The organism is Paenibacillus brasilensis (genome assembly GCF_009363115.1).
Classification (GTDB): Bacteria; Bacillota; Bacilli; order Paenibacillales; family Paenibacillaceae; genus Paenibacillus; species Paenibacillus brasilensis.
In genome coordinates, this window is record NZ_CP045298.1 from 1,255,337 (window position 1) to 1,277,165 (window position 21,829).

The 21,829-nt window shown below is 45.3% G+C and carries 21 protein-coding genes; 3 read left to right on the forward strand and 18 right to left on the reverse strand.

The window, feature by feature from the left end:
• Positions 1-9: 9 nt before the first annotated feature.
• The 3 genes from GCU48_RS05830 to GCU48_RS05845 all read right to left on the reverse strand — a co-directional run bounded on the left by GCU48_RS05830 (position 10) and on the right by GCU48_RS05845 (position 2,150).
• Positions 10-126 carry a hypothetical protein gene (locus GCU48_RS05830; protein ID WP_238533486.1) on the reverse strand — a complete coding sequence of 39 codons (117 nt, stop codon included), beginning with the start codon at positions 124-126 and terminating at the stop codon, positions 10-12.
• A gap of 73 nt (positions 127-199) precedes the next feature.
• Positions 200-298, reverse strand: coding sequence for a helix-turn-helix domain-containing protein (locus tag GCU48_RS29065; protein WP_081473686.1), 99 nt, complete (start codon positions 296-298; stop codon positions 200-202).
• Positions 299-1,865: 1,567 nt separating this feature from the next.
• Positions 1,866-2,150: a hypothetical protein gene (locus tag GCU48_RS05845; RefSeq protein ID WP_152379389.1), complete on the reverse strand. Its 285-nt coding sequence runs from the start codon at positions 2,148-2,150 to the stop codon at positions 1,866-1,868.
• Positions 2,151-2,463: 313 nt separating this feature from the next.
• On the opposite strand from GCU48_RS05845, the gene GCU48_RS05850 reads away from it, so the two are divergent.
• Positions 2,464-3,684: an IS110 family RNA-guided transposase gene (locus GCU48_RS05850; protein ID WP_152379390.1), complete on the forward strand. Its 1,221-nt coding sequence runs from the start codon at positions 2,464-2,466 to the stop codon at positions 3,682-3,684.
• A 326-nt stretch (positions 3,685-4,010) separates the two neighbouring features.
• Here the strand turns inward: GCU48_RS05850 and GCU48_RS05855 are convergent, their stop codons facing one another.
• A complete protein-coding gene (locus tag GCU48_RS05855) occupies positions 4,011-4,889 on the reverse strand; it encodes a hypothetical protein (RefSeq protein ID WP_152379391.1) in 879 nt (292 codons plus the stop codon).
• A gap of 121 nt (positions 4,890-5,010) precedes the next feature.
• Here GCU48_RS05855 and GCU48_RS05860 point away from each other — a divergent pair, with 121 nt between their 5' ends.
• Positions 5,011-5,952: a zinc-binding dehydrogenase gene (locus GCU48_RS05860; RefSeq protein WP_152379392.1), complete on the forward strand. Its 942-nt coding sequence runs from the start codon at positions 5,011-5,013 to the stop codon at positions 5,950-5,952.
• A gap of 370 nt (positions 5,953-6,322) precedes the next feature.
• On the opposite strand, the gene GCU48_RS05865 is transcribed toward GCU48_RS05860, so the two are convergent.
• From GCU48_RS05865 to GCU48_RS05885, 5 genes are all read right to left on the reverse strand, one after another.
• Positions 6,323-7,543, reverse strand: coding sequence for an IS110 family RNA-guided transposase (locus tag GCU48_RS05865; protein ID WP_152379390.1), 1,221 nt, complete (start codon positions 7,541-7,543; stop codon positions 6,323-6,325).
• A 439-nt stretch (positions 7,544-7,982) separates the two neighbouring features.
• Positions 7,983-8,681: an aspartate/glutamate racemase family protein gene (locus GCU48_RS05870; RefSeq protein ID WP_064796717.1), complete on the reverse strand. Its 699-nt coding sequence runs from the start codon at positions 8,679-8,681 to the stop codon at positions 7,983-7,985.
• 284 nt (positions 8,682-8,965) lie between these two features.
• Complete coding sequence (locus tag GCU48_RS05875; protein ID WP_152379393.1) at positions 8,966-9,301, reverse strand: DUF6262 family protein; 336 nt, start codon at positions 9,299-9,301, stop codon at positions 8,966-8,968.
• Between the two features lie 848 nt (positions 9,302-10,149).
• On the reverse strand, positions 10,150-10,947 hold the full coding sequence (locus tag GCU48_RS05880) for a TrmH family RNA methyltransferase (protein ID WP_152379394.1): 798 nt from the start codon (positions 10,945-10,947) through the stop codon (positions 10,150-10,152).
• Positions 10,948-11,011: 64 nt separating this feature from the next.
• Positions 11,012-11,674 (reverse strand): potassium channel family protein, encoded by a 663-nt coding sequence (locus tag GCU48_RS05885; RefSeq protein WP_025720318.1) that lies wholly within the window; start codon positions 11,672-11,674, stop codon positions 11,012-11,014.
• A gap of 164 nt (positions 11,675-11,838) precedes the next feature.
• Here GCU48_RS05885 and GCU48_RS05890 point away from each other — a divergent pair, with 164 nt between their 5' ends.
• Positions 11,839-12,072 carry a small acid-soluble spore protein SspI gene (locus GCU48_RS05890; RefSeq protein ID WP_152379395.1) on the forward strand — a complete coding sequence of 78 codons (234 nt, stop codon included), beginning with the start codon at positions 11,839-11,841 and terminating at the stop codon, positions 12,070-12,072.
• A gap of 128 nt (positions 12,073-12,200) precedes the next feature.
• On the opposite strand, the gene GCU48_RS05895 is transcribed toward GCU48_RS05890, so the two are convergent.
• From GCU48_RS05895 to GCU48_RS05940, 9 genes are all read right to left on the reverse strand, one after another.
• Positions 12,201-13,781, reverse strand: coding sequence for a peptide chain release factor 3 (locus tag GCU48_RS05895; protein WP_025720315.1), 1,581 nt, complete (start codon positions 13,779-13,781; stop codon positions 12,201-12,203).
• Positions 13,782-14,090: 309 nt separating this feature from the next.
• Complete coding sequence (gene zwf / locus GCU48_RS05900) at positions 14,091-15,647, reverse strand: glucose-6-phosphate dehydrogenase (protein WP_152379396.1); 1,557 nt, start codon at positions 15,645-15,647, stop codon at positions 14,091-14,093.
• 185 nt (positions 15,648-15,832) lie between these two features.
• Positions 15,833-16,597 (reverse strand): YwmB family TATA-box binding protein, encoded by a 765-nt coding sequence (locus GCU48_RS05905; protein ID WP_152379397.1) that lies wholly within the window; start codon positions 16,595-16,597, stop codon positions 15,833-15,835.
• Positions 16,598-17,408: 811 nt separating this feature from the next.
• Positions 17,409-18,059 carry a response regulator gene (locus GCU48_RS05915; protein WP_149034273.1) on the reverse strand — a complete coding sequence of 217 codons (651 nt, stop codon included), beginning with the start codon at positions 18,057-18,059 and terminating at the stop codon, positions 17,409-17,411.
• A complete protein-coding gene (locus tag GCU48_RS05920; RefSeq protein ID WP_152379399.1) occupies positions 18,037-19,116 on the reverse strand; it encodes a sensor histidine kinase in 1,080 nt (359 codons plus the stop codon). Before GCU48_RS05920 ends, GCU48_RS05915 begins: the two co-directional genes overlap by 23 nt.
• Before the next feature lie 15 nt (positions 19,117-19,131).
• Entirely contained in the window at positions 19,132-19,779 is a 648-nt protein-coding gene (gene liaF / locus GCU48_RS05925; protein WP_152379400.1) for a cell wall-active antibiotics response protein LiaF, read from the reverse strand.
• Positions 19,780-19,926: 147 nt separating this feature from the next.
• Positions 19,927-20,631 (reverse strand): PspA/IM30 family protein, encoded by a 705-nt coding sequence (locus tag GCU48_RS05930; protein WP_025718586.1) that lies wholly within the window; start codon positions 20,629-20,631, stop codon positions 19,927-19,929.
• Entirely contained in the window at positions 20,631-21,116 is a 486-nt protein-coding gene (locus GCU48_RS05935) for a PspC domain-containing protein (protein ID WP_025718584.1), read from the reverse strand. Before GCU48_RS05935 ends, GCU48_RS05930 begins: the two co-directional genes overlap by 1 nt.
• 7 nt (positions 21,117-21,123) lie before the next feature.
• Positions 21,124-21,792, reverse strand: a complete 669-nt coding sequence (locus GCU48_RS05940; protein WP_025718582.1) for a PspA/IM30 family protein — start codon at positions 21,790-21,792, stop codon at positions 21,124-21,126.
• Between the last annotated feature and the right edge of the window lie 37 nt (positions 21,793-21,829).

Consider the following 21,829-nt stretch of genomic DNA (forward strand, 5'->3'; position numbering starts at 1 on the left):
AAACATCTTTTATTGATCATACCACCGGGTGAGATCGAAGCGACGAACAGCTAGAATGAACTGCAAAATCAATTGTTGTCTGCAATCTTTATTGAGTTTGCCGTCTTGTCTTGAATACTTGTTGATTAACGGTTCGTAAGGCTCATCAACTCAGCTTCTGCCTGTCTATCTCCACTTTGAGCTAGCTGAATCAAATCAATTACTTACGCTTAATCCAGCGATCTAGAGCCGAGGCTGTGAGGCCATATTCTTCCACCAAATCTGCTCTGGACTTTCCGTTCTCGTATAATTGCACCATTTGCTTCTTACATGTGCGTATTCCTCTTACGAAAGTGCACACTTAGGAGTTTCCAGTTGTACATCTACTCTTGTAGGCATCGTCACCAACTCTTTTTACGATTGTTTCTACGATGTCAAAAAGACATTTGTTATGGCGTCCTGATTGTAATTAAGACGGATGTATCTGCGGATTACCACTAGCCAATTCGAACCCTACGCTTCCCGATGGCCTACAAATTAACTAAAAAGGGGCTAAGAGATTATAAACATTATATAGTAACTTTATAGCGTCCACTGAGTTTACACAAGTTGTTTTCCCCATAATCCCTTTTTCACCAAATGTTCAGACACGATCTTATTTTTCACAATATTCATCCGGAAGAAAACTGCAAATCGTTCGTTTCTTTTCCTCTAATTCCTACCGCTACGAACCTTCTACAGATGCGGATCGGTGTACGACAACAAATTTTTTCCGGTGACTCATTATCTCATTCAGAGACATTAGAAAAACTGACCATATCCTGTATAGCATTGATATTTATTAATTCACGTGGCTTTATGTCCCCAGACCTCCGCCATTTAGCGCTAACTTTGTCTGCAGACGGTTACTTAAATCTTCAGAACGTCATCTATGACTTGACTCAGTTTTTCCTGCATGGTCTGGATATTCCGATTCCTGACGATTTTACATCAATAACTTCTATTAACTTATGTAATACTCCCAATGTCACGTAAGATTGATGGCGTACGCCATTTCCGGAACTTTTCCGGTTGATTTCTTCAATCATCGACGCGTCTTCGAGTAATGCGCACCATCGATTGTTTGGACATGACATGAAGTTCACACCTGGATTGTTAAGGGCTAATTTCGGCTAGCTTGATATCCTTGGGCAAGAAATGCTACCGAAATAGCTTTACCAACCAGAAGGGAAATCACAGGATGTCCTGCTAGACAAGCCATGCATATACGTTAACTGCGGGTGCACAAGCAAGTGGAGTACCGAACAACTTCTTCAAAAACCATACACTTGGCTTGGGACATCGACAATAGCAACAATTCTATTTTTATCTTACTCGATCACTTAACGGATGCATTTTGCAATCGCCAACCTTCCTCTAGTCCGACTTCACCATTACGTACTCGAGGAAAACGATTATATGGATTAGGAACAACTGAATGTAACGGACCTGAGACTCTCCTAATTGAACGTCTAAAAATAGAACAGAAAGAAGTTCCGTTTTTGGTTTATCCACTCCGGTTAAAGCTGTAAACCAGATTCTGAGGAAAAATAGAACTCTCTATTCTTTCTCTCCCGTTTCTTATCAAACTGTGCGATATAATCAACGATACCCATTTTGCTCGCAGTGCCGATAATTTCGGATTGAATTTTCATTCTGACCTCATTTTTCATAAATTGAACAATGTCTGCTGGAAAGCAGCCATAGAAAATAATGCAATTAAATAAAAAAAGAAAAATAATCTTATATTTTGCTTTTATTGGATATTCCCACTCTGATCTATCTATTCATTCCATATTTCAATTAACATGAAATGAAACCACTCACTGGTCATACCATCTTTCAGTCTATTCTTTTTCAATATCTTCATTTTGCTTTAAATAATAAGTCTCTGAGCACCACTTAATTTGAGGCTCTCTATTCTTTTCATAAATTTTTATTAGTTGATTTAAAACAAAAATCTTTTGTACAATATTTTCACTAAAAAAATTAAGCTGTCGATAATAAAAATTAATATCCTTTTGATAAGGATGGCGATCCTTTTGGTTCCTCTCATATACATCAAGAAGCTGAATATGTAAATTATATATATCTTTATAATTAATCTTAATCTCCTCCCTTTTTATTTTCATAACCAGCATAGCCATATAGCAAACGAAATAGACATATGATATCTGTTCGGTGAAAATAAAGTATTAGACGCCCATGCCGCTAACGCAGCACCAACAGATGATGAAAATGGTAGGTATGCGATATAATTTACTTACGGCTGGCGAAGGCAGGTCGGCAGTCAATGGTGCTTCGAGCCCGAGTATTAGACTGACCCTAACGACCAGGTGCACCACAGATTGTTGCTCCGAATTTGGAAGCACGCAGGATAGAATAACCATATGTGGTTGTTGCACCAGCCCCTTCAATCTTGCTGCCGTAAGGAGAAGGCTACGAATGGACGTTGTTTACAGTCATGTGTGCGGACTTGACGTTCATAAAAAGAACATCGTTGCCTGCACCATCACGCCTGAAGGTAAAGAAATCCGTACGTTTGGCACGATGACCGACGATTTAATTTTGCTTGTAGATTGGCTCAAAGTCAAGGAATGCACTCATGTAGCGATGGAAAGCACTGGAGCATATTGGAAACCAATCTACAACCTGTTGGAGCTTGAGGAGATTGAGACTCTTGTTGTGAATGCCCAGCACATCAAGAATGTTCCGGGACGCAAGACTGACGTCAAAGACGCGGAATGGATTGCTGGATTGCTCCGGCATGGTCTATTGAAGGGTAGCTTTATCCCAAATCGCGAGCAAAGAGAGCTGAGGGAATTGATTCGCTACCGCCGTAGTCTCATCGAAGAGCGAGCTCGGGAAGTCAGCCGCATTCAAAAGGTGCTGGAAGGAGCAAACATCAAGCTTTCCTCGGTTGCCAGCAATGTGCTTGGGAAATCAGGACGTGCAATGATTGAGGCGATGATTGCTGGCGAAACCAATCCTGAAGCTTTATCTGATCTTGCAAAACGAAAGTTGAAAAGCAAAAAAGCGGATTTGAAGCGAGCATTGAACGGCTTAATGGGCCCTCATCAGAAACTGATGCTGGGAGCTCAGCTCCGTCACGTCGATTATTTGGACGAAGAGATTGGCAGGTTGGATGAGGAAATTAAAAAGCGCATGCTCCCTTTTGATGAAGACTTGGAACTGCTTGACACCATCCCAGGTGTGGCACGAAGAACAGCAGAGACTATTCTAGCCGAAATTGGCTCTAATATGAATCAGTATCCTTCCGCCGCCCATTTATGTTCTTGGGCAGGGCTGTGTCCGGGTCAGAATGAAAGCGCCGGAAAACGATTGTCCGGCAAGACGCGAAAAGGAAATAAGAAACTCCGAAGTACGCTTGTAGAAGCTGCGAAGGCTGCGGCTAGAACAAAAGAAACGTATTTATCCAGCCAGTATCATCGGATTTCCGCGCGTCGGGGAGCTAACCGAGCGACGGTTGCAGTAGCACACAGTATATTATCTATGGTTTACTATATTCTTAAGCGGAAACAACCCTACATCGAGCTAGGTCCAACCTACTACGAGGAACGAAAACGGGATGTGATCATCAAGCATTCCATTAAGAAACTGGAGTCATTAGGTGTATCAATTACTGTGAATACGGCAGCTTCCTGATCGTTATGCAAACCATACATTACTAATGCCCCTGGCTATTTTTTGTTTGCCGGAGGGTCGCTTTCTTGTTGCCTTTTTTAGGTGTTCTACGGAGCGATATTTTCAGGATAGACTAGAGTTGTTGATTTAGCGAGGTTTTTGAACTGAAGAATCGTCAGCTTTTGAAAAATAAGTTTTCGACTGAACAATTAATATAAAGCAGCGGCAGACCAAGACTTGATAAATAAAGCCTTAGACTGCCGCTGTTGTCATTCAACTAACAACCACCTATTCTGAATTATCAGCTACCAATAACTTTTCGATTCCATCCTCTTGTAAATGTCGGATTAGACAAATGCACAATCAGCTGGACATCCCAGGTTCTCGAAAACTGTGCGCGCAGCAGAATCTACCGGCAGGAAAACCTCAATTTGCGGATATAAGCGGCCGCCTGCGGAAATCGAAACCTGTCTGTAGCGTACGGGAATAAGGTCTCCGGAGCTGTCCATTCTGGCTAGAATTGTTTGTATTTGATCAACATTTCCCCCTACATCCGGCACACTCAGATATTCGCACGCGTTATATTTCTGAACTCTATCCAGCAATTTTTGATACCACGCATCATAACGCGAGAGCATGTGCTCACTCTCAAAGGCTTGTATTCCGTTTATGATGTGCTCCTCCCACTGCTTAAACGACGCCTTGTCAAACGTGGAGCGGGACCGGATAGGAAAACCAGAATTAAAATGTAAATCGACCCTATTCATTAAACCGTCATATGAACGGTCGAGAGGGATTTCGAACAATTGATGAAACGGCTCATTTAATCCCTTGATGTCCTGAGTATGTGTTACGACCATGGCGGGAAAAGGAATACTCCTCATCGTTTGCTGAGCCCACTCTAATGCACGCTCTAACGACCGTCCATACAATTCGGTCTGAATTGGAAGAAAACCGGCTGCCAAAAGCAAATCGTTACGCTCTTCGGATGTACACTCAAGATATTCTGCAATATTTATTATCGTCTGGCGGGTCGGTATACGGCGGGTACGTCCAACCAGCAAATTTTTATACGAAGGAAAAGCCTCGTCGTTTAGCTCTTGTTGAGTAAATCGTTTCAAGGACGGTTGAGGTTGATCGACAAGCTTTTGCTGGCGTTTTATCCGCAGGGCTTCAATTTCTCCCATTACGATTCTATGTCTGGAATTCTCCGTATCTATATCCATCTTCTCTTCCCTTCTCTTATGAAGTGTAGTTCTACACTTGGGCCGAACCTTTATCTAAAGTATACTCCTCATTGAAATGAAGGTCATCTAATGACCATAACCAACATGGAGGAAAACCGATATGATTCGTACTATTGTTGTTGATCCGCATGCCCCGTCTCTTTTGGCCTTCAAGGAAGTTGACGCCCCGCAGCCTAAGCCATGGGAAGCGCTTGTGCAAGTGAAGGCCGTCTCACTCAACCGCGGTGAAGTGAGTGACGCTAAAAATCAGGAAATATCTAGCCGTCCTGGCTGGGATTTCGCCGGGATTGTCATCGAGCCGGCAGAGAACGGCGCAGGACCGCAAAAAGGGGCCAGGGTTGTTGGTTTGCTCCCGATGGGAGCCTGGAGCGAGCAAGTGGCTGCTCCCGTATCGTTGTTGGCCGAAATCCCAGACAAACTCACTTTTACGGAGGCGGCTACCCTCCCCGTAGCAGGGCTCACGGCTCTTTATGCACTTCGAAAAGGCGGCATGCTGCTTGGCAAACGGATTTTCATTACAGGCTCTAGCGGCGGAGTTGGGTTATTCGCCCATCAGCTTGCAGTCCAATCCGGCGCATACGTTGTAGGTACGGCAAGCACGGAAGAGAAGGCTGAGCTTGTTCGGGAGGTCGGATCCGACGAAGTGATCATTGGATATTCCACAATTTCATCAGCCAGCAAATTTGGGCCGTACGATCTGATCATCGATTCAGTAGGCGGCAATGCACTGGCGGCGTTGCTGCCGCAGCTAGCGCCCCAAGGGATTTGCGTTGCGGTAGGATTTTCCTCTTCAAATACCGCAATGATCGATATGAAGAATATGGTGACCAGCGGAGGAAGAACCTTGTACAGCTTCTTTTTAGGTGAGGAACTCACTCGTCAATCAGCCGCGGACGATCTGAGTTTGCTGGCCCGGCTGGTCACAGATGAGCGGTTAATCCCACGAATCCAAGTGGAGGCGCCTTGGACCGAAATTGACACCGTTGCCCGTAATCTTATGGAACGGAAATTCTCGGGCAAAGCCGTGCTTCACTTAGATTGATTATATAAGTTTGCAACTATAATCCCAGGAATCTAAAAACGAATCTGAAAAAGAAACGGCAGTAGTACACCCTTACTCGTTTGAGTGGGAGTACCGCTGCCTTTCAATGAACCCGGCTATTTGACCTTTATATTTCGTATAGTAATCCATCCAGCTTTAATATCAACACAGTTATTCCTCTACCCTCAGTGGCACCGCTTTAAGAATGTTCATTTTCTCTCACTATTCTGCCAGTTGGCTTAATGAAATGCTCACCAGTCTATCCTGAAAATATCGCTCCGTAGAACACCTAAAAAAGGCAACAAGAAAGCGACCCTCCGGCAAACAAAAAATAGCCAGGGGCATTAGTAATGTATGGTTTGCATAACGATCAGGAAGCTGCCGTATTCACAGTAATTGATACACCTAATGACTCCAGTTTCTTAATGGAATGCTTGATGATCACATCCCGTTTTCGTTCCTCGTAGTAGGTTGGACCTAGCTCGATGTAGGGTTGTTTCCGCTTAAGAATATAGTAAACCATAGATAATATACTGTGTGCTACTGCAACCGTCGCTCGGTTAGCTCCCCGACGCGCGGAAATCCGATGATACTGGCTGGATAAATACGTTTCTTTTGTTCTAGCCGCAGCCTTCGCAGCTTCTACAAGCGTACTTCGGAGTTTCTTATTTCCTTTTCGCGTCTTGCCGGACAATCGTTTTCCGGCGCTTTCATTCTGACCCGGACACAGCCCTGCCCAAGAACATAAATGGGCGGCGGAAGGATACTGATTCATATTAGAGCCAATTTCGGCTAGAATAGTCTCTGCTGTTCTTCGTGCCACACCTGGGATGGTGTCAAGCAGTTCCAAGTCTTCATCAAAAGGGAGCATGCGCTTTTTAATTTCCTCATCCAACCTGCCAATCTCTTCGTCCAAATAATCGACGTGACGGAGCTGAGCTCCCAGCATCAGTTTCTGATGAGGGCCCATTAAGCCGTTCAATGCTCGCTTCAAATCCGCTTTTTTGCTTTTCAACTTTCGTTTTGCAAGATCAGATAAAGCTTCAGGATTGGTTTCGCCAGCAATCATCGCCTCAATCATTGCACGTCCTGATTTCCCAAGCACATTGCTGGCAACCGAGGAAAGCTTGATGTTTGCTCCTTCCAGCACCTTTTGAATGCGGCTGACTTCCCGAGCTCGCTCTTCGATGAGACTACGGCGGTAGCGAATCAATTCCCTCAGCTCTCTTTGCTCGCGATTTGGGATAAAGCTACCCTTCAATAGACCATGCCGGAGCAATCCAGCAATCCATTCCGCGTCTTTGACGTCAGTCTTGCGTCCCGGAACATTCTTGATGTGCTGGGCATTCACAACAAGAGTCTCAATCTCCTCAAGCTCCAACAGGTTGTAGATTGGTTTCCAATATGCTCCAGTGCTTTCCATCGCTACATGAGTGCATTCCTTGACTTTGAGCCAATCTACAAGCAAAATTAAATCGTCGGTCATCGTGCCAAACGTACGGATTTCTTTACCTTCAGGCGTGATGGTGCAGGCAACGATGTTCTTTTTATGAACGTCAAGTCCGCACACATGACTGTAAACAACGTCCATTCGTAGCCTTCTCCTTACGGCAGCAAGATTGAAGGGGCTGGTGCAACAACCACATATGGTTATTCTATCCTGCGTGCTTCCAAATTCGGAGCAACAATCTGTGGTGCACCTGGTCGTTAGGGTCAGTCTAATACTCGGGCTCGAAGCACCATTGACTGCCGACCTGCCTTCGCCAGCCGTAAGTAAATTATATCGCATACCTACCATTTTCATCATCTGTTGGTGCTGCGTTAGCGGCATGGGCGTCTAATACTTTATTTTCTAAGTCTAAAACTTTATTTTCCGAGTTTATCAAGAGCTAAATATAAAAAAGTCAGATATAATAAAGGGTTCCGCATATTAGTCATGAACAATATGTGGAACCCTTTTTATTTAACTATCGTCTCCCGTTAGCGTAATAGCCTAATGCTGCAGTCACATATAATTCGTTTTTTGTTAATTACCCCTCATTCAAAGCGAAGTCAACAGCACATTCAGCATGAAGTCTTGTTGTATCATAAATCGGTATACTGCAATCGTCTTGTGAAATGAGAAGCGTAATTTCTGTACATCCAAGAATAATAGCTTCTGCTCCCTGTTGAACAAGACTGTTGATGATTTTTAAGTAGGATTGCTTAGACTCTTCTTTTACAATTCCAAGACAGAGTTCTTGATAAATGATGTCATGTATAACCATTCTTTCTGCTTCATTTGGAACAATAACCTCAAGTCCAAAGCGTTCAATAAGTCTACCTTTGTAAAAATCTTGCTCCATAGTAAAAGCAGTCCCCAGCAAAGCCACCTTCTTAATATCATCCTTAACAATTTCGATTGCTGTTGAATCTGCGATATGAATTAAAGGGATAGATATCGATTCTTCTACTTCATGCGCCATTTTGTGCATCGTATTGGTACATATGAGTATTAAATCCGCTCCACCATTTTCTAGCTTTTGTGCGGAGTCAATCATAATTCTAGTGGCTTCAACCCAATTTCCTTGATGTTGTAAAGTCTTAATTTCTTGAAAATCTACCGAATACATGAGACTTTTAGCGGAGTGATGACCGCCTAACTTTTCTTTTACACGTTGATTGATTATTTGGTAATAGAGCAAAGATGACTCCCAACTCATTCCACCAATAAGACCTATAGTTTTCATGTGATTAGTACCTCCACTAAGTAATTAAAGCATTATTTCACACTAAGCTTTACAATGCACTCTAAATTTCTATTACAACTTAGAATAACTTTGGAATTGAAGGTATCGGGATACTATTTCCCGATATTTATTAAACTAACCTGCCCGTTAGTTGAGCAAAGAACCGTAATAAGACTGATTCTTCGGTATTTCAACTTGTTGCTCAAGTATCCTACCTAGTTCAGCTCAAGAGCATTGTGTCAGATCTTTTGATAGACCTCCGCATAGGAAAACTTAAGTTGTTCTCACAACTTATTATTTTCTTCTTCGAGCTTCTTCATCTTACGTTTTAGCGAAGCAATGATGGCGTCCTTATTGTTTTCATCCATCTCTTGCTTGATTTGTTTTGGTGACGGCATTTGAGCTTGCTGCTGACGAAGCGATTCAATGCATACACGTATCTCGGGATTGTTATAGAGTGTTGCTTTGCTAACTCCAGCATCAACTGCCACGCTATTAAAATTGATGGCCTCCTTAGTCTTTATAAGCCGTCTAATCGACTCATCCACTCTTTGTATTGTCTTTGCTTTGCGAGCCTCATGAACCTGCTTTAAATGCGCTCTGCGATCGTAATCAGACATGTTTTACACCTTGCTTTCCTTTGATACGCTCCATTCGCCCAAAGACGATGTTGCCTTTCCTGATCGTCTCATAGATGCTGGTCAGACGATCAAGGTTCTTTTGGTTTTTCTCTGCAATTTCGTCGCGCCGTATTGTTTGGCAACTTCTATCATTTTTGAGGTAGATTGAATATGAATTTATTCACGTTACTACAATTAACCGAGTCTAGTACTTTATTTTTCAGTCTAACACTTTATTTTCTTCGGACAATATCAATTTAATATTTCTCAGAATTAATCAACAAATGAGATAAATGATGGGTACCGTTTCGCCTCAGCTTAACAATACAATCTAAAAACAGGTTTGCTAATTATCTAAATATCCTCGAAAGCTAAAGACAAACTTTGCCTGAGTATCGACGGATGTAATCCTCCAAAAAGCAGAAAGAGATTTGAATGGGAATAGCAATTTCCCAAAAACGGGTTATCATTTCACCTACCATCTATAACGTAAAAACAGCCCCGAAATAGAAAGCTTTTCATCGGGACTGTTTAGGTTAGATATTAAATTGTCCTGTAGGTAAGAATATATATAACAAAATTTTATTGTAGCTGAGAAGAGGTTATTTTCCCTTTAGATAATGTTTGTCTTACTTCTTGTTATAAAAAATAGGCTGTCCTTTTTCACCATAAAATAAGAAAACTTAGATTAATCAATAACAGATAATTTTGTATTTACTTAGCCTTAATTCCCGATTTTATTGGGTTTTCGGGGACCTTGACTGTCTCATTTAGATGGTATAAACAGTCTCATTTGATAATATAATTAGTCTCATTTGATGTTATAACCCACATTGGACAGGAATTTTTTATTGGTTAAAGCCGCGCTGCCTCATCGCCTCAAATAATAGCACTGTAGAGGCCATCGCTGCATTTAGCGATTCTGCTTGCCCCTGCATCGGGATGAATACCGATTCATTGACCATGCGTGCAGTCGCATCGGAAATGCCTTGGCCCTCGTTGCCAATCACGAGCCAGGTGGAAACACGCAAATCTACGGCATAGCATGACAGGCTCGCGTCCAGCGAGGTGCTGATCAAGCGGGCCCCCTTGCCTTGAGCCTGCGGCAAAAGCTCCTCCAGGCTGCCCTCGATCACGGGCAGGTGAAACAACGATCCCATGGTGGAGCGGATCGTTTTCGGGTTGTACAGGTCGGCGCAGCCATGACCCAGAATAACGCCAGCAGCTCCGGCGGCGTCCGCACTGCGAATGATGGTGCCTACATTGCCGGGGTCCTGCACCCCGTCCAGCACCATCACCAGCGCATCCGGTTGCTCCAGCAATGTCGCAAATGCGCTGCGCTCCTCCTTACGCACGATGGCGAAGACGGACTGTGGCGTCTTCGTGTCGGTACATTTGGCAATGACCGCCGCCGACACGGGAATCCATTCCACCGGCTGGTCGGCTTGGTCCAGGCCATTCAGCTCGGCGGGAATGCCCTTGTCCAAATCATAAGCGATGCTTTCAACAGCCGCGTTCGAGCGCAGCGCTTCCTGCACCAGATGAATACCCTCGACAATATATTTATGCTGCCGGGTGCGATGCTTTTTTTCCAACAGCTGCGCCCATTCTTTTACACGCGCATTGTTCGGTGAGATAATTTCCATACGTTATCCGTCCATTTCTTCGATAATAAATGAGGCTTCACTTATACATAAATACCAGCCTCTCCTATGCAGCAAAAGCCAGCTCCAGCTTGGTTAGATCATCTTTATGACCCACAATAATCAGCACATCCCCCGATTCCAGCCGATCTTCCGCATAAGGCGAGATGTTCATTTCCTGATTTCTACGAATCGCCATTACATTGCAGCCGAAGCGTGCTCGTATATCGAGCTCCTTGAGATTTTTTCCGATCATGGAATCAGCAGCTCTCATCTCTAAAATACTGTAGTCCTTGGACAGCTCGATATAATCCAAAATGTTGGGAGATGTTAAATGATGGGCTACCCGCAGCCCCATATCCCTTTCAGGGTAAACAACCTTATCTGCACCAATTTTGTGCAGTACCTTCCCGTGCAGTTCGTTTTGTGCTTTGACCACTAGAGTCGGTACACCCATATCCTTAAGGATCAGTGTCGTCAGAATACTGGCTTGTATATCTTCGCCAATCGCGACTACGACCACGTCAAAATTACGAATACCCAGCGCTCGCAGCGCCTCCTCATCCGTCGAATCGGCAGATACGGCATGCGTCACAATATTTGACATCTCCTGTGTACGCTGCTCGTCCGAGTCAATAGCCAGCACATCAAAACTCATCTCACTCAGTGCGGTGGCAATACTGGAACCAAAACGTCCCATACCAATGACCGCATACTGTTTTTTTGCCATTCCTTCTTTACCTCCCGATCACCATTCTGTCCGTCATAGTATAGCATAACACGCTACAAACATAAATTTTGACATACCTATGCCAAATGCTTCTTTATGTATACCCAACAGTAGCCCAAGCCATAATACACCTGATAACTACTACAACATACGGGGAGGTACACATGCCCATTACACTGGATTTACGACAAGCGATTGTTCACAAAGTTCACGGCAAATCAGAAGCTGATCTTACAGATATGATTATGGGGTCAGTGGATGGACCAGAGGTCGCTTTGCCCGGATTGGGTGTCATTCTTGAGGTTGCCTGGAAGCATATGAGCCCAAGCCAACAGCAGGAATTCGTCCATTTGGCACATGAACAAATTGATAAAATCAAACCCGTTCCACTGACCTAGCTCCTGCCTGCCGTGCTTATTATTCTGCTCGTATTTGAAAATGAGAATAGTCCACTCGCTGTAACCTCGAGTGGACTATTCGTTGTTATAGATCAAGCTAAGCTCAGTTTGAAATGCTGATTAAGCCCTTATGGAGCCATCTCCAAAAACTTGGCTGTCGGATTTTTCTCTATAGCCGTACGCATGGCATACTCGTTTTCGAACAAGGCGACATAATTTCCTTTTTTATCTTTTACCAGCGTAGAGTTAATACGGAACTTGCTCGGATCAATCTGTTCATCCACGATCCAGCGTGCAAATTGGAACGGCATACGCTGGAGCTGTACGTCTACTCCGTATTCGCCCTTCATGCGGTATTCAAATACTTCAAATTGCAGTTGGCCTACAACACCCAATAGCGTATCGTCGAAGCTTACCGTGCGGAACACCTGGATCGTGCCTTCCTCGGTAAGCTGATCAATCCCCTTCTGATACTGCTTGTGCTTTAAGGCATTTTTCACGGTAACCTTGGCGAAGATTTCAGGCGAGAAGGTCGGCAATTCATCAAATACGACCTCACTGCCTTGACTGAGTGAATCGCCAATACGGAAAATACCCGGATCAAACAATCCAATAATATCGCCCGGGAAAGCCTCCTCGACAATATCACGATCCTGTGCCAGAAACTGCTGCGGCTGGGACAGCTTAATCTCTTTGCCCATCCGTACATGCTTCACACTCATCCCGCGTTGGAACTTACCAGACACGATGCGCAAAAATGCGATACGGTCCCGGTGAGCCGGGTTCATGTTAGCTTGAATTTTAAATACATAACCGGTAAATTTCTCGTTTGTTGGCTCGATTTCCCCCGCTGTGCTGCGACGTGGCTCCGGTTTGGGAGCAAGCTGAAGGAAGTTTTCCAGGAACGTTTGCACACCGAAATTATTGATTGCACTACCGAAGAATACAGGTGTTAATTCTCCGCGCTGCACTTTCTCCATGTCAAAAGGGTCACCCGCTACATCAAGCAGCTCCAAATCCTGACACAATTGGTCATGCAGATATTCACCCGCCATCTCGCGAATGATCGAATCATTGTAATCCTCCACTTTTTGTACCTTAATCGTGGAATGATCATCTCCCTGAAACAGTTCGACCTGATTCTTGACACGGTCATAGACACCACACAGATCCCGCCCTGTACCAATCGGCCAGTTCATAGGAACCGAACGGATACCAAGCACCTGCTCCAGCTCTTCCATCAGATCAAAGGGGCTGCGCCCCTCACGGTCCAGCTTGTTAATAAATGTGAAAATCGGTATACCACGCTTCGCACATACTTGAAACAGCTTGATCGTCTGCGCCTCCACACCTTTCGCCACGTCAATCAGCATGACCGCACTATCTGCGGCTGTCAACGTGCGATACGTGTCTTCACTGAAATCCTGGTGACCCGGGGTATCCAGAATGTTAATACGATGTCCCATATAATCAAATTGCATAACGGAGGATGTAACCGAAATCCCCCGCTGCTTTTCAATTTCCATCCAGTCACTCGTCGCATGCTTGCTTGCTTTACGCGCTTTAACTGTACCCGCAAGACGAATGGCGCCCCCGAACAACAGCAGCTTTTCCGTTAGTGTCGTTTTCCCCGCATCCGGGTGAGAAATAATCGCAAACGTGCGCCGTTTGTCAACTTCCTGTCGAAGTATATCTGTTGTTTTACTCATTTCACATATCCCTTCATGATCAAATCCATTCATTCCTTGCTCAAGCTATTCATAAAAAGGCCATGATGCACGCCTATTTTCATAAGTTCATTGGTGCTACCAGCTTCAATACTGCTAGCTCCAGTATTCGGCGTACTCCGTCACCGTATTCATTATAAATACGATCTTATTTACATGTTTTAGCCTGCCTTTAACTTATAATCAGTTGCAAACTGAAAACCTCAGACTAAGCTATTATAGCATACTCCGAACGCAAAGCATCCCCTTACATCCTGAAGAGGACATAGGGGGATGCTGGACAAATCGGGATTATTGAGCGCCGCCTACCCGCCAGATGACATTATCTTCATCCTGACCGCTGACCGGCCACCACTTGAAGCCGTCCTGCTCCAATAGCTTGTGGGCACCTTCCGGTCCCCATGAGCCGGCAGCATAGGTCTCCAGCGTGTCCGGGGTTTGCTGCCAAGCCTTGGCAATTCGGTCGACGAATCTCCAAGCTGTGGCAACCTCATCCCAACGCGTAAAGTACGTCGAGTCACCCTCAATCGCATCCATCAGCAACCGTTCGTAAGCCTCCGGTGAGTTAATGCCCACCATGCAGCTTTGGCAAAAATCCATAGCCAGCGGCTCAATATCTGATTCGGAGCCAGGCTTCTTGGCATTGATTTTAATGTAAATGCCCTCCATTGGATTGACCCGAATGACGAGCAAGTTCGGCTCCAGCGTATGCTTTTGACCGAGATACACATTTGTAGGCATGCTCTTAAATTCCACAACGATCTCCGTTGTTTTAACCGGGAGACGTTTGCCAGTGCGAATGTAGAACGGTACACCTGCCCAACGGAAATTATCTACAAACACGCGTGATGCAAAATAAGTCTCTGTGTTCGACTGTGGATCAACCTTATCCTCTTGACGATATCCGGGCAGCTGTTGGCCACGATAGCTTCCTTCAGTGTATTGACCACGTACCACATTGGTTTGCACATCCTCAGTCGATTCAAAAGGACGCAGGGAACGCAGCACTTTTACCTTTTCGTCACGGATATCTTCAGGCAACAAACGACTAGGCGGCTCCATCGCAATCATCGTCAGCATTTGCAGCATATGGTTCTGTCCCATATCGCGCAGGGCTCCGGAATGATCGTAGTAACCTCCGCGTTCTTCCACGCCTACCGTCTCACTAAGTGTAATTTGCACATTGGCAATATGCTTATTGTTCCACAATGGTTCAAAGAAGGCGTTTGCGAAGCGGATAACCTCGATATTTTGTACCATTTCCTTACCCAGATAGTGGTCTATCCGATAAATCTCTTCTTCGGCAAATACTTCTCGTATTTCAACGTTCAACTCTTGGGCAGATTCGAGGTTGTAACCGAACGGCTTCTCAATAACCAGACGATTCCAGCCCTTGCCATCCATCATGCCGCCTTCTTTCAGGCTTTTCGACACGCTTCCGAATAGCTCAGGAGCCAAGGCCAAATAAAACAACCGATTCCCCGGAATGTTAAACTTGTTCTCGATAGACTCCGTCTGCCGTCTCAGCTCATGGAAGCCCTCAACATTGTTGATATCCAGCGATTTATATTCAAAATGCTCGGCAAACGCCTGCCATTCTTGACCATTTTCTGCCTTGTAGCGACTAAACTCTTGTATGGAAGCGTACAAGTCATTGCGGAATTCTTCCTCTGTGCGAGGGCGTCTTGCTACACCAATAACGGCGAAATCTTCAGCGAGCTTCCCTTCACGGTACAAACTGTAAATTGCAGGAAATAGCTTGCGGCGAGCCAAATCGCCAGTAGCACCAAAAATAAACAAAACTGCACCTTGCGTCACAACAGATTCTTTAACAGGTATGTCAGCCATGAAGTACCTCATTCTTCCCATGTCAAGATTCCGCAATCCACAATCCTCGAAATCCGCATGTAGTATTGTGTATATTTAAACAAGCATACTTGATTTTCGAAATACATGGAACTAAAGATTTGATGACATTTTAACATATCCCGCATGGATAAGCTATCCGATGAATCATAAATTTACCTTATAAGTCAGTACTCTATTGTAATAAGTGGAAAACCGAGGGTAATACGTGTATTATGCTCTTCCCCATCTTCATGCACAGCCATCTGCATGTGTATTCGATGTTCACCGCTTTGAATACTCAACGGTAGCTCTGGAGCTTCATAGGATACAGCCGCCGTAGTTGCATCTGTGTATCTTTCTTTGGCCTTCATGGAGAGTTTGGTTGATAAACCCTCCTCAGTTAGCTTCATCAGCTGATTTACGGATTTCCCAGAATGCAGTGAATGCTGAAAGGCTGTGTTCCACTGCGCTTGTACTCCCACAGATTTTAATAGTTTAGCGCAGAGTTTATGGAGACGGACCAGTTGCTCACGTCCTGCATCGCTACTATCCAGTTGAACGACCACATACCATTGCTCAGCCTGCCGTTCCATCATGTTTAAACGTATATTAAGGTTTTTACTGTCACGAACAGAACGATATACTGTGTGCCCATTTTCTACACCCCTGTTTACGGCAGGCATATTCAATTGAGCAGCTATCTGTGCCGCTATAACCTCTGGATTTTCACCGTTAGCAATCCAATCCCCTTGCCATTTCACAACCAGCTTATCCAGCCTACCGAGGGTCTGATCCGAGACGATTAATAACGAGCGCAATGACTCTTCTGCCTCGCGGGAATCATATCGGGTCGTCTGAAGCGCTCCATAACGCCAGCCAGCCAGTACCAGCACCGCCCCCAAGACTACCATAGCAATCATCCCTTTTTTAATCATCTCTGCTTTTAGCATCGTCGTTCCTCCCGGTTCTTAACCATCCGTTCCCAAATACACTCTGGATATGTCCTTTTTCGGCTGGTTTAAAATCTATTAATCTATCAATAGCATTCCCATTACCGGAGGTTCTATACGCACCAAGATACATCAATTTCTTTTTAAAATATTCATCTTCCTGATGGGTGTTCGACCATACATCGTAGGTCCCGTGAGAATAGACTATGATCACAACGCATCTTATCCCAAAAGAGGTGAAATCATGTATCCCATCTATCCTGTAAATGAAGCTAGCGTGGCACCTCATGGCGGACGCCTGGTGTGTGCGGTTATGAATGATGGTACACGACACGTCGGCATCTTAAGCGGGTGTAGCAAAGGCAAGTTAATGTTGAACGGATATCCTTCCTTCTCACCCGGCAGTCTTTATGCCGGCAGCTATAATAACAAGCGGAAACAACAAGCCAAGAAGGTATCCTCTAAGAAGAAAAAAAGAAATTCAAAAAACAAGGCAAATTCCTCTGCCAAACTAAATTCCTTAATTAAACCGCCCGACCAACCGCTAACTCCAGCTTACCCTTATAACGAGGGGGGGCTACCTGGGAGTGGTTACGGTGGATATGGAAGTGGTGGATCAGGCTATAGCGGCGGGTACAGAGGGTACGGCAGATACGGCAGATACGGCGGATATGGCTATGGGGCAGGGCTTGCACTTGACTTGGCTTTAATCGCCTTTTTATTCCTACTTATCTAAGCATTGTGCATAGAACGAAAAAAACCGGAGGACTCAGCTTGCCCTCCGGTTCTTTGTCTTCGTTTATTAACCATTCTACTCTGCTAATCCGTTTTTGTAGGCATAAATTGCCGCCTGTGTGCGGTCCTCCACGCCTAATTTGGCTAGAAGGTTCGTGACATGGAATTTCACCGTCTTAATCCCGATTATTAGCTCATCTGCGATATCCTGATTGGATTTCCCTTGTGCCAACAAGCGGAGTACCTCCATTTCTCGATCCGTCAGTTCCGCATGCGCGGGTGCCTCAGCCTGTGGCTGGCGGAATCGATTCATCATCTTGGAGGCGACCTGCGACTCCAGCACAGACTGCCCTCGTGCAGCTGCACGGATTGCATCCGCTATCTCGGATGCACGAGACGTTTTGAGCAGATAGCTGAATGCACCAGCTTCAATAACGGGATACATTTTTTCGTCGTCCAAATAACTGGTCAGCACAATAACCTTCGTCTCTGGAAGCAGGCGCGTCACTTGGCGTGTCGTTTCGATACCATCCATGCCATCCATCACCAAATCCATCAAAATCACATTTGGCTTGTATTCCGAAGCCAACCGTATGCCTTCTTCCCCGCTCCCAGCCTCGCCAACCACTTCTATGCCCTCTTCCGTCCCCAGCACCGCCGCAAGACCAATCCGCACCATTTCATGGTCGTCTACCAGCAGTACGCTAATCGGTAATTCCGTTTCCATGATCATCGTTCCTTCCGCTTTCATCATTAATGACTGGCACCGACACCTCAATTCGTGTCCCTTTTCCCGGAGCCGTTATATACTGAATAGCTCCTCCAATCTCGCTGACCCGTTCCTGCATTGTCGATAATCCATATGAAGTCTGCTTTTTCTCATCCAATTCAAATCCAACACCGTTATCCCGAATCGTCAAACGGATGGAATCCGGCCGTTGCACGATACGAATCTCCATGCGGCTTGCTTTGGCATGACGCAGCGTATTAGACATGGCTTCCTGGACAATACGAAACAGGTGGTTCTCAATGCCTTTAACCAACTGTACTCCGCTCTCCATCTCAAAATCAATCTCCATCGGCACTTTAGCCTGCAGCTCCTGTATCAAATCACGCAAGCCTTGCTCCAATCGTTTCCCTTCCAGATAGACAGGCCGCAGATGAAGCAGTAGCGCCCGCATTTCGGACTGCGCCACGGAAGACATTTCTTCAATCAGCGCGACTTGACGCTGCGCTTTATCAAAATCCTTATCCAGCGTTCTGCCCACAGCTGTCGCGGTCATGGAGATAGCGAACAGTTGCTGGGATACAGCATCATGCAGCTCTCTGGCCAACCGTTGCCGTTCCTCGACAATCGCAGTCACCCGGGCCTGCTCTGCCAGTTGGGCATTATTCGTGGACAACCGCTGCAAAGACGTGACCTGCTCCTGCCATTTGCGCCCGATTCGCTCCAACTGCTCACCCAGCCTGCCTAGCTCATCATGACCCAATGGCGGCAGCTCACGTGCGGGGGTTCCCTTTTCCCACATAAGTAACGTCTCTCTCAGCATTTCCAGCCTGCTTTTAAAGCGGTAGCTCTCATAAAATCCGTACATGGCCCCTGTCCCGATCAGCACCAGTATTACAGCTCCTGCAAATTTCAATATCATTCCCCAGGTCGGGAACGACTTCACATATCCATATGTATACAGCATATAAAAGACAACTACGCCCACAACAACACACAGGAGGATACCTTCACCCATACTGCGGGTTACCATGTTGGACGTTTTTTTATGATTCATCCCGGCTCCTCCTGATCAATAAAATCGGACGCGTACATCGCCCGCCAAATATGAAATGACAAACTTCACTTTATATTCACTCTGTGTATAATTGGGTGATTTCCAAACCAGACGGTTGAGCATACCCGCCTCATGATCACGGTCAAACTGAATCTGTCCGAACAACACGAACATTTCCACCTCTACACCGTAATTATCAGGTAACGTGATGTCAATATCACCGAAGATTCCCTGCAAAAATATAACGGGCTCACGTTCTTCCGGAAGAGCCAACGTCAAATCAGCATCCACATCCCCAACCACATGCCAAATACTCGTGCTGCGCAAGCTCCACGGCACTTCGTCCCATTTATGATTAGATATAAAATTGTGTTTGAATATGGAACTTTGACCTTTATGCAGCTTTCTGGAACGTGAATAGAACACAGCCAACGAGGCCAACGTGATCACCACAAACAAGAACAAATGATCCAGCACCAACAGCCCGGCACCGATTGCGAGCATCGTATAGCCCTTTTTGATTTTAGAATTGCGAATCTTGTATATTCCAGCCAACATCAGGATCAATGCAATCACGGAGAGGAAGCCAATCCACTGACCGAATAATATAATAACTCCGACGCTGATCCCTGCCAGTGCCAAAGCTGATTTTCTTCTCTCCATGCTGCACCCCCTTTTTGTTTATACAGGAAGGAAAAGCCATAGTGGCGCGATATACCGCCATATGGCTTCTCGAACCGTACAGATTAAGCACCCTCATTGGCCAGTGTCCATCTATACAGCATATCATAATGTCTTGTTTCCGAGTAGTCAGTCCTTCTTAATATCTACTGGTTTAGCGCCTGCTTCGATTTTGGACTTCAACTGTTGGAGCTGCTCATCCACTTTGAACTGTTTCTCAGCCTCTGCCGGGTTGACATATGCTTCCCCCGGTGCTTGACGGTAAGGGGCACGCAGTACATCAGCTTCTGCCTCCATTTGCATGATTTTTTCTTCCATGCGGTGGAAGCCCAGCGATGCAGACCCGCTTTCAATCGTGTGCAAGCTGTTGATTTGCGACATTTGCTTTTTGGCTTTCGCCATTTGAGCGCGGGATACCAGCTCATTGCGCTTATTACGCATTTTGTAGAATTCATCCTTCATGTCGTGCAGCTGCTGTACCAATTCCTTGGCCTGAAGCTCAGCTTGTGTATGCAAGTCACGATATTCATCCTGCTTTTGCACAAAATAAATCTTCTCGCCCAGCAGCTTGCGTGCTACTTCTTCCTGACCATTCCGCAATGCAGATTCGGCTTGCTTTTCGCGCTCATTGGATACACGAACTGCTTCCTCCAAGCGTTGTTTCATACGACGTTCATTTGCCATTTGCTTGGCAACTGTTACCTCAGCCTCGTGAATTTCTGCCTCCATATCGCGCAAATACTGATTTAACATAATAATCGGATCTTCCACTTTATCCAACACTTCATTCACCGATGCTCTTGTCATATCCTTCATTCTTTTAAAGATTCCCATTATTTACGTTCTCCCTTCTCGAATTGCTCTACTTTTTTACGTAACTCTTCCAGTTCCTTTTTCATTGCTTTTCTCTCGATATCTTCCATCATTGAATCAAGATCATCGTTGCGAGCTGTGTTATATTTGGATGAATGGCGAGCATCTTGACCAAACGGGCTTGAATTGCTGTATGCTCCACCCTGATTGTAACCAGTTCCCTGTCCATATTGCGATCTTGTACTATTACCGCCATAATAGCGTGGGTCCTGTTGGGTATAGGGACCGCTATCCGGGCCAAACCCTCCATCAAAAGGAGATCTTGGCTCCTTGGAGATCACCAGCGCAGCGATCACATAAATCATAAATGTGGTGCCTGCTGTAATAAAGAAACTGATCACAACCAGAATACGTATCCAAGTTGAGTCCATTCCTGTTGCGTCAGAAAGACCGCCACATACTCCCGTTAATACTCTATCCCGGCTTGATCTGTAAATTCGGGTCATAATCAACTTACTCCTTCCCGCTGTTGTTCAGCTTACTTTTCAATCTTGCCCACTCTTGTTCGAGCAGCGATCCACCGCTTTGATCATCCTGTACATGGCCCTCACCCCGACGTAAATCACGCAGACTCATTGTTTCTGCTTCCATATCGGCTACCCGGTCTTCCAAGCGGTTGAACATTCGGGGAACATTTCGTCCGCCGTATGTACCTGCCCGTTCGTTCATCTGCTGCTGGAGTCTCAATGTTTGTACACGTGCGGCATAATACTGACGCTTACTGTGTACCGTTTGATATTCTGTCTTTAATGTATCCAGCTGCTGCTCCAATTCACGTAGTGATTCACGGCTTTGCTCCCACAGTTCTCTATACTGTTCTTCTTTTTCTGCATACAGCATTTTTTCCTGAAGAGCCAGCTTTGCCACGTGTTCTTCATCTGCTTTCAAAGCCAGTAGCGCCTGTTCCTCCCGTTTGGTCTGCATGGACAATGCATGATCCAACTGCTGCTTCATCTGTCTTGTATGCACTGCGTACTGCTGATGGAGTTTTTCCGCTTCGGCGATTTCCTGGCGGGTATTATATAAAAACTGGTCAATCAGTTGCACCGGATCTTGACTTTGTTCCAAATGCTCATTGAAGGTTGCTACCGTAATATCACGCATTCTTCGAAACACACTCATTGGCGTCTGCTCCTTTCACACTTCGTATTTTCAACAT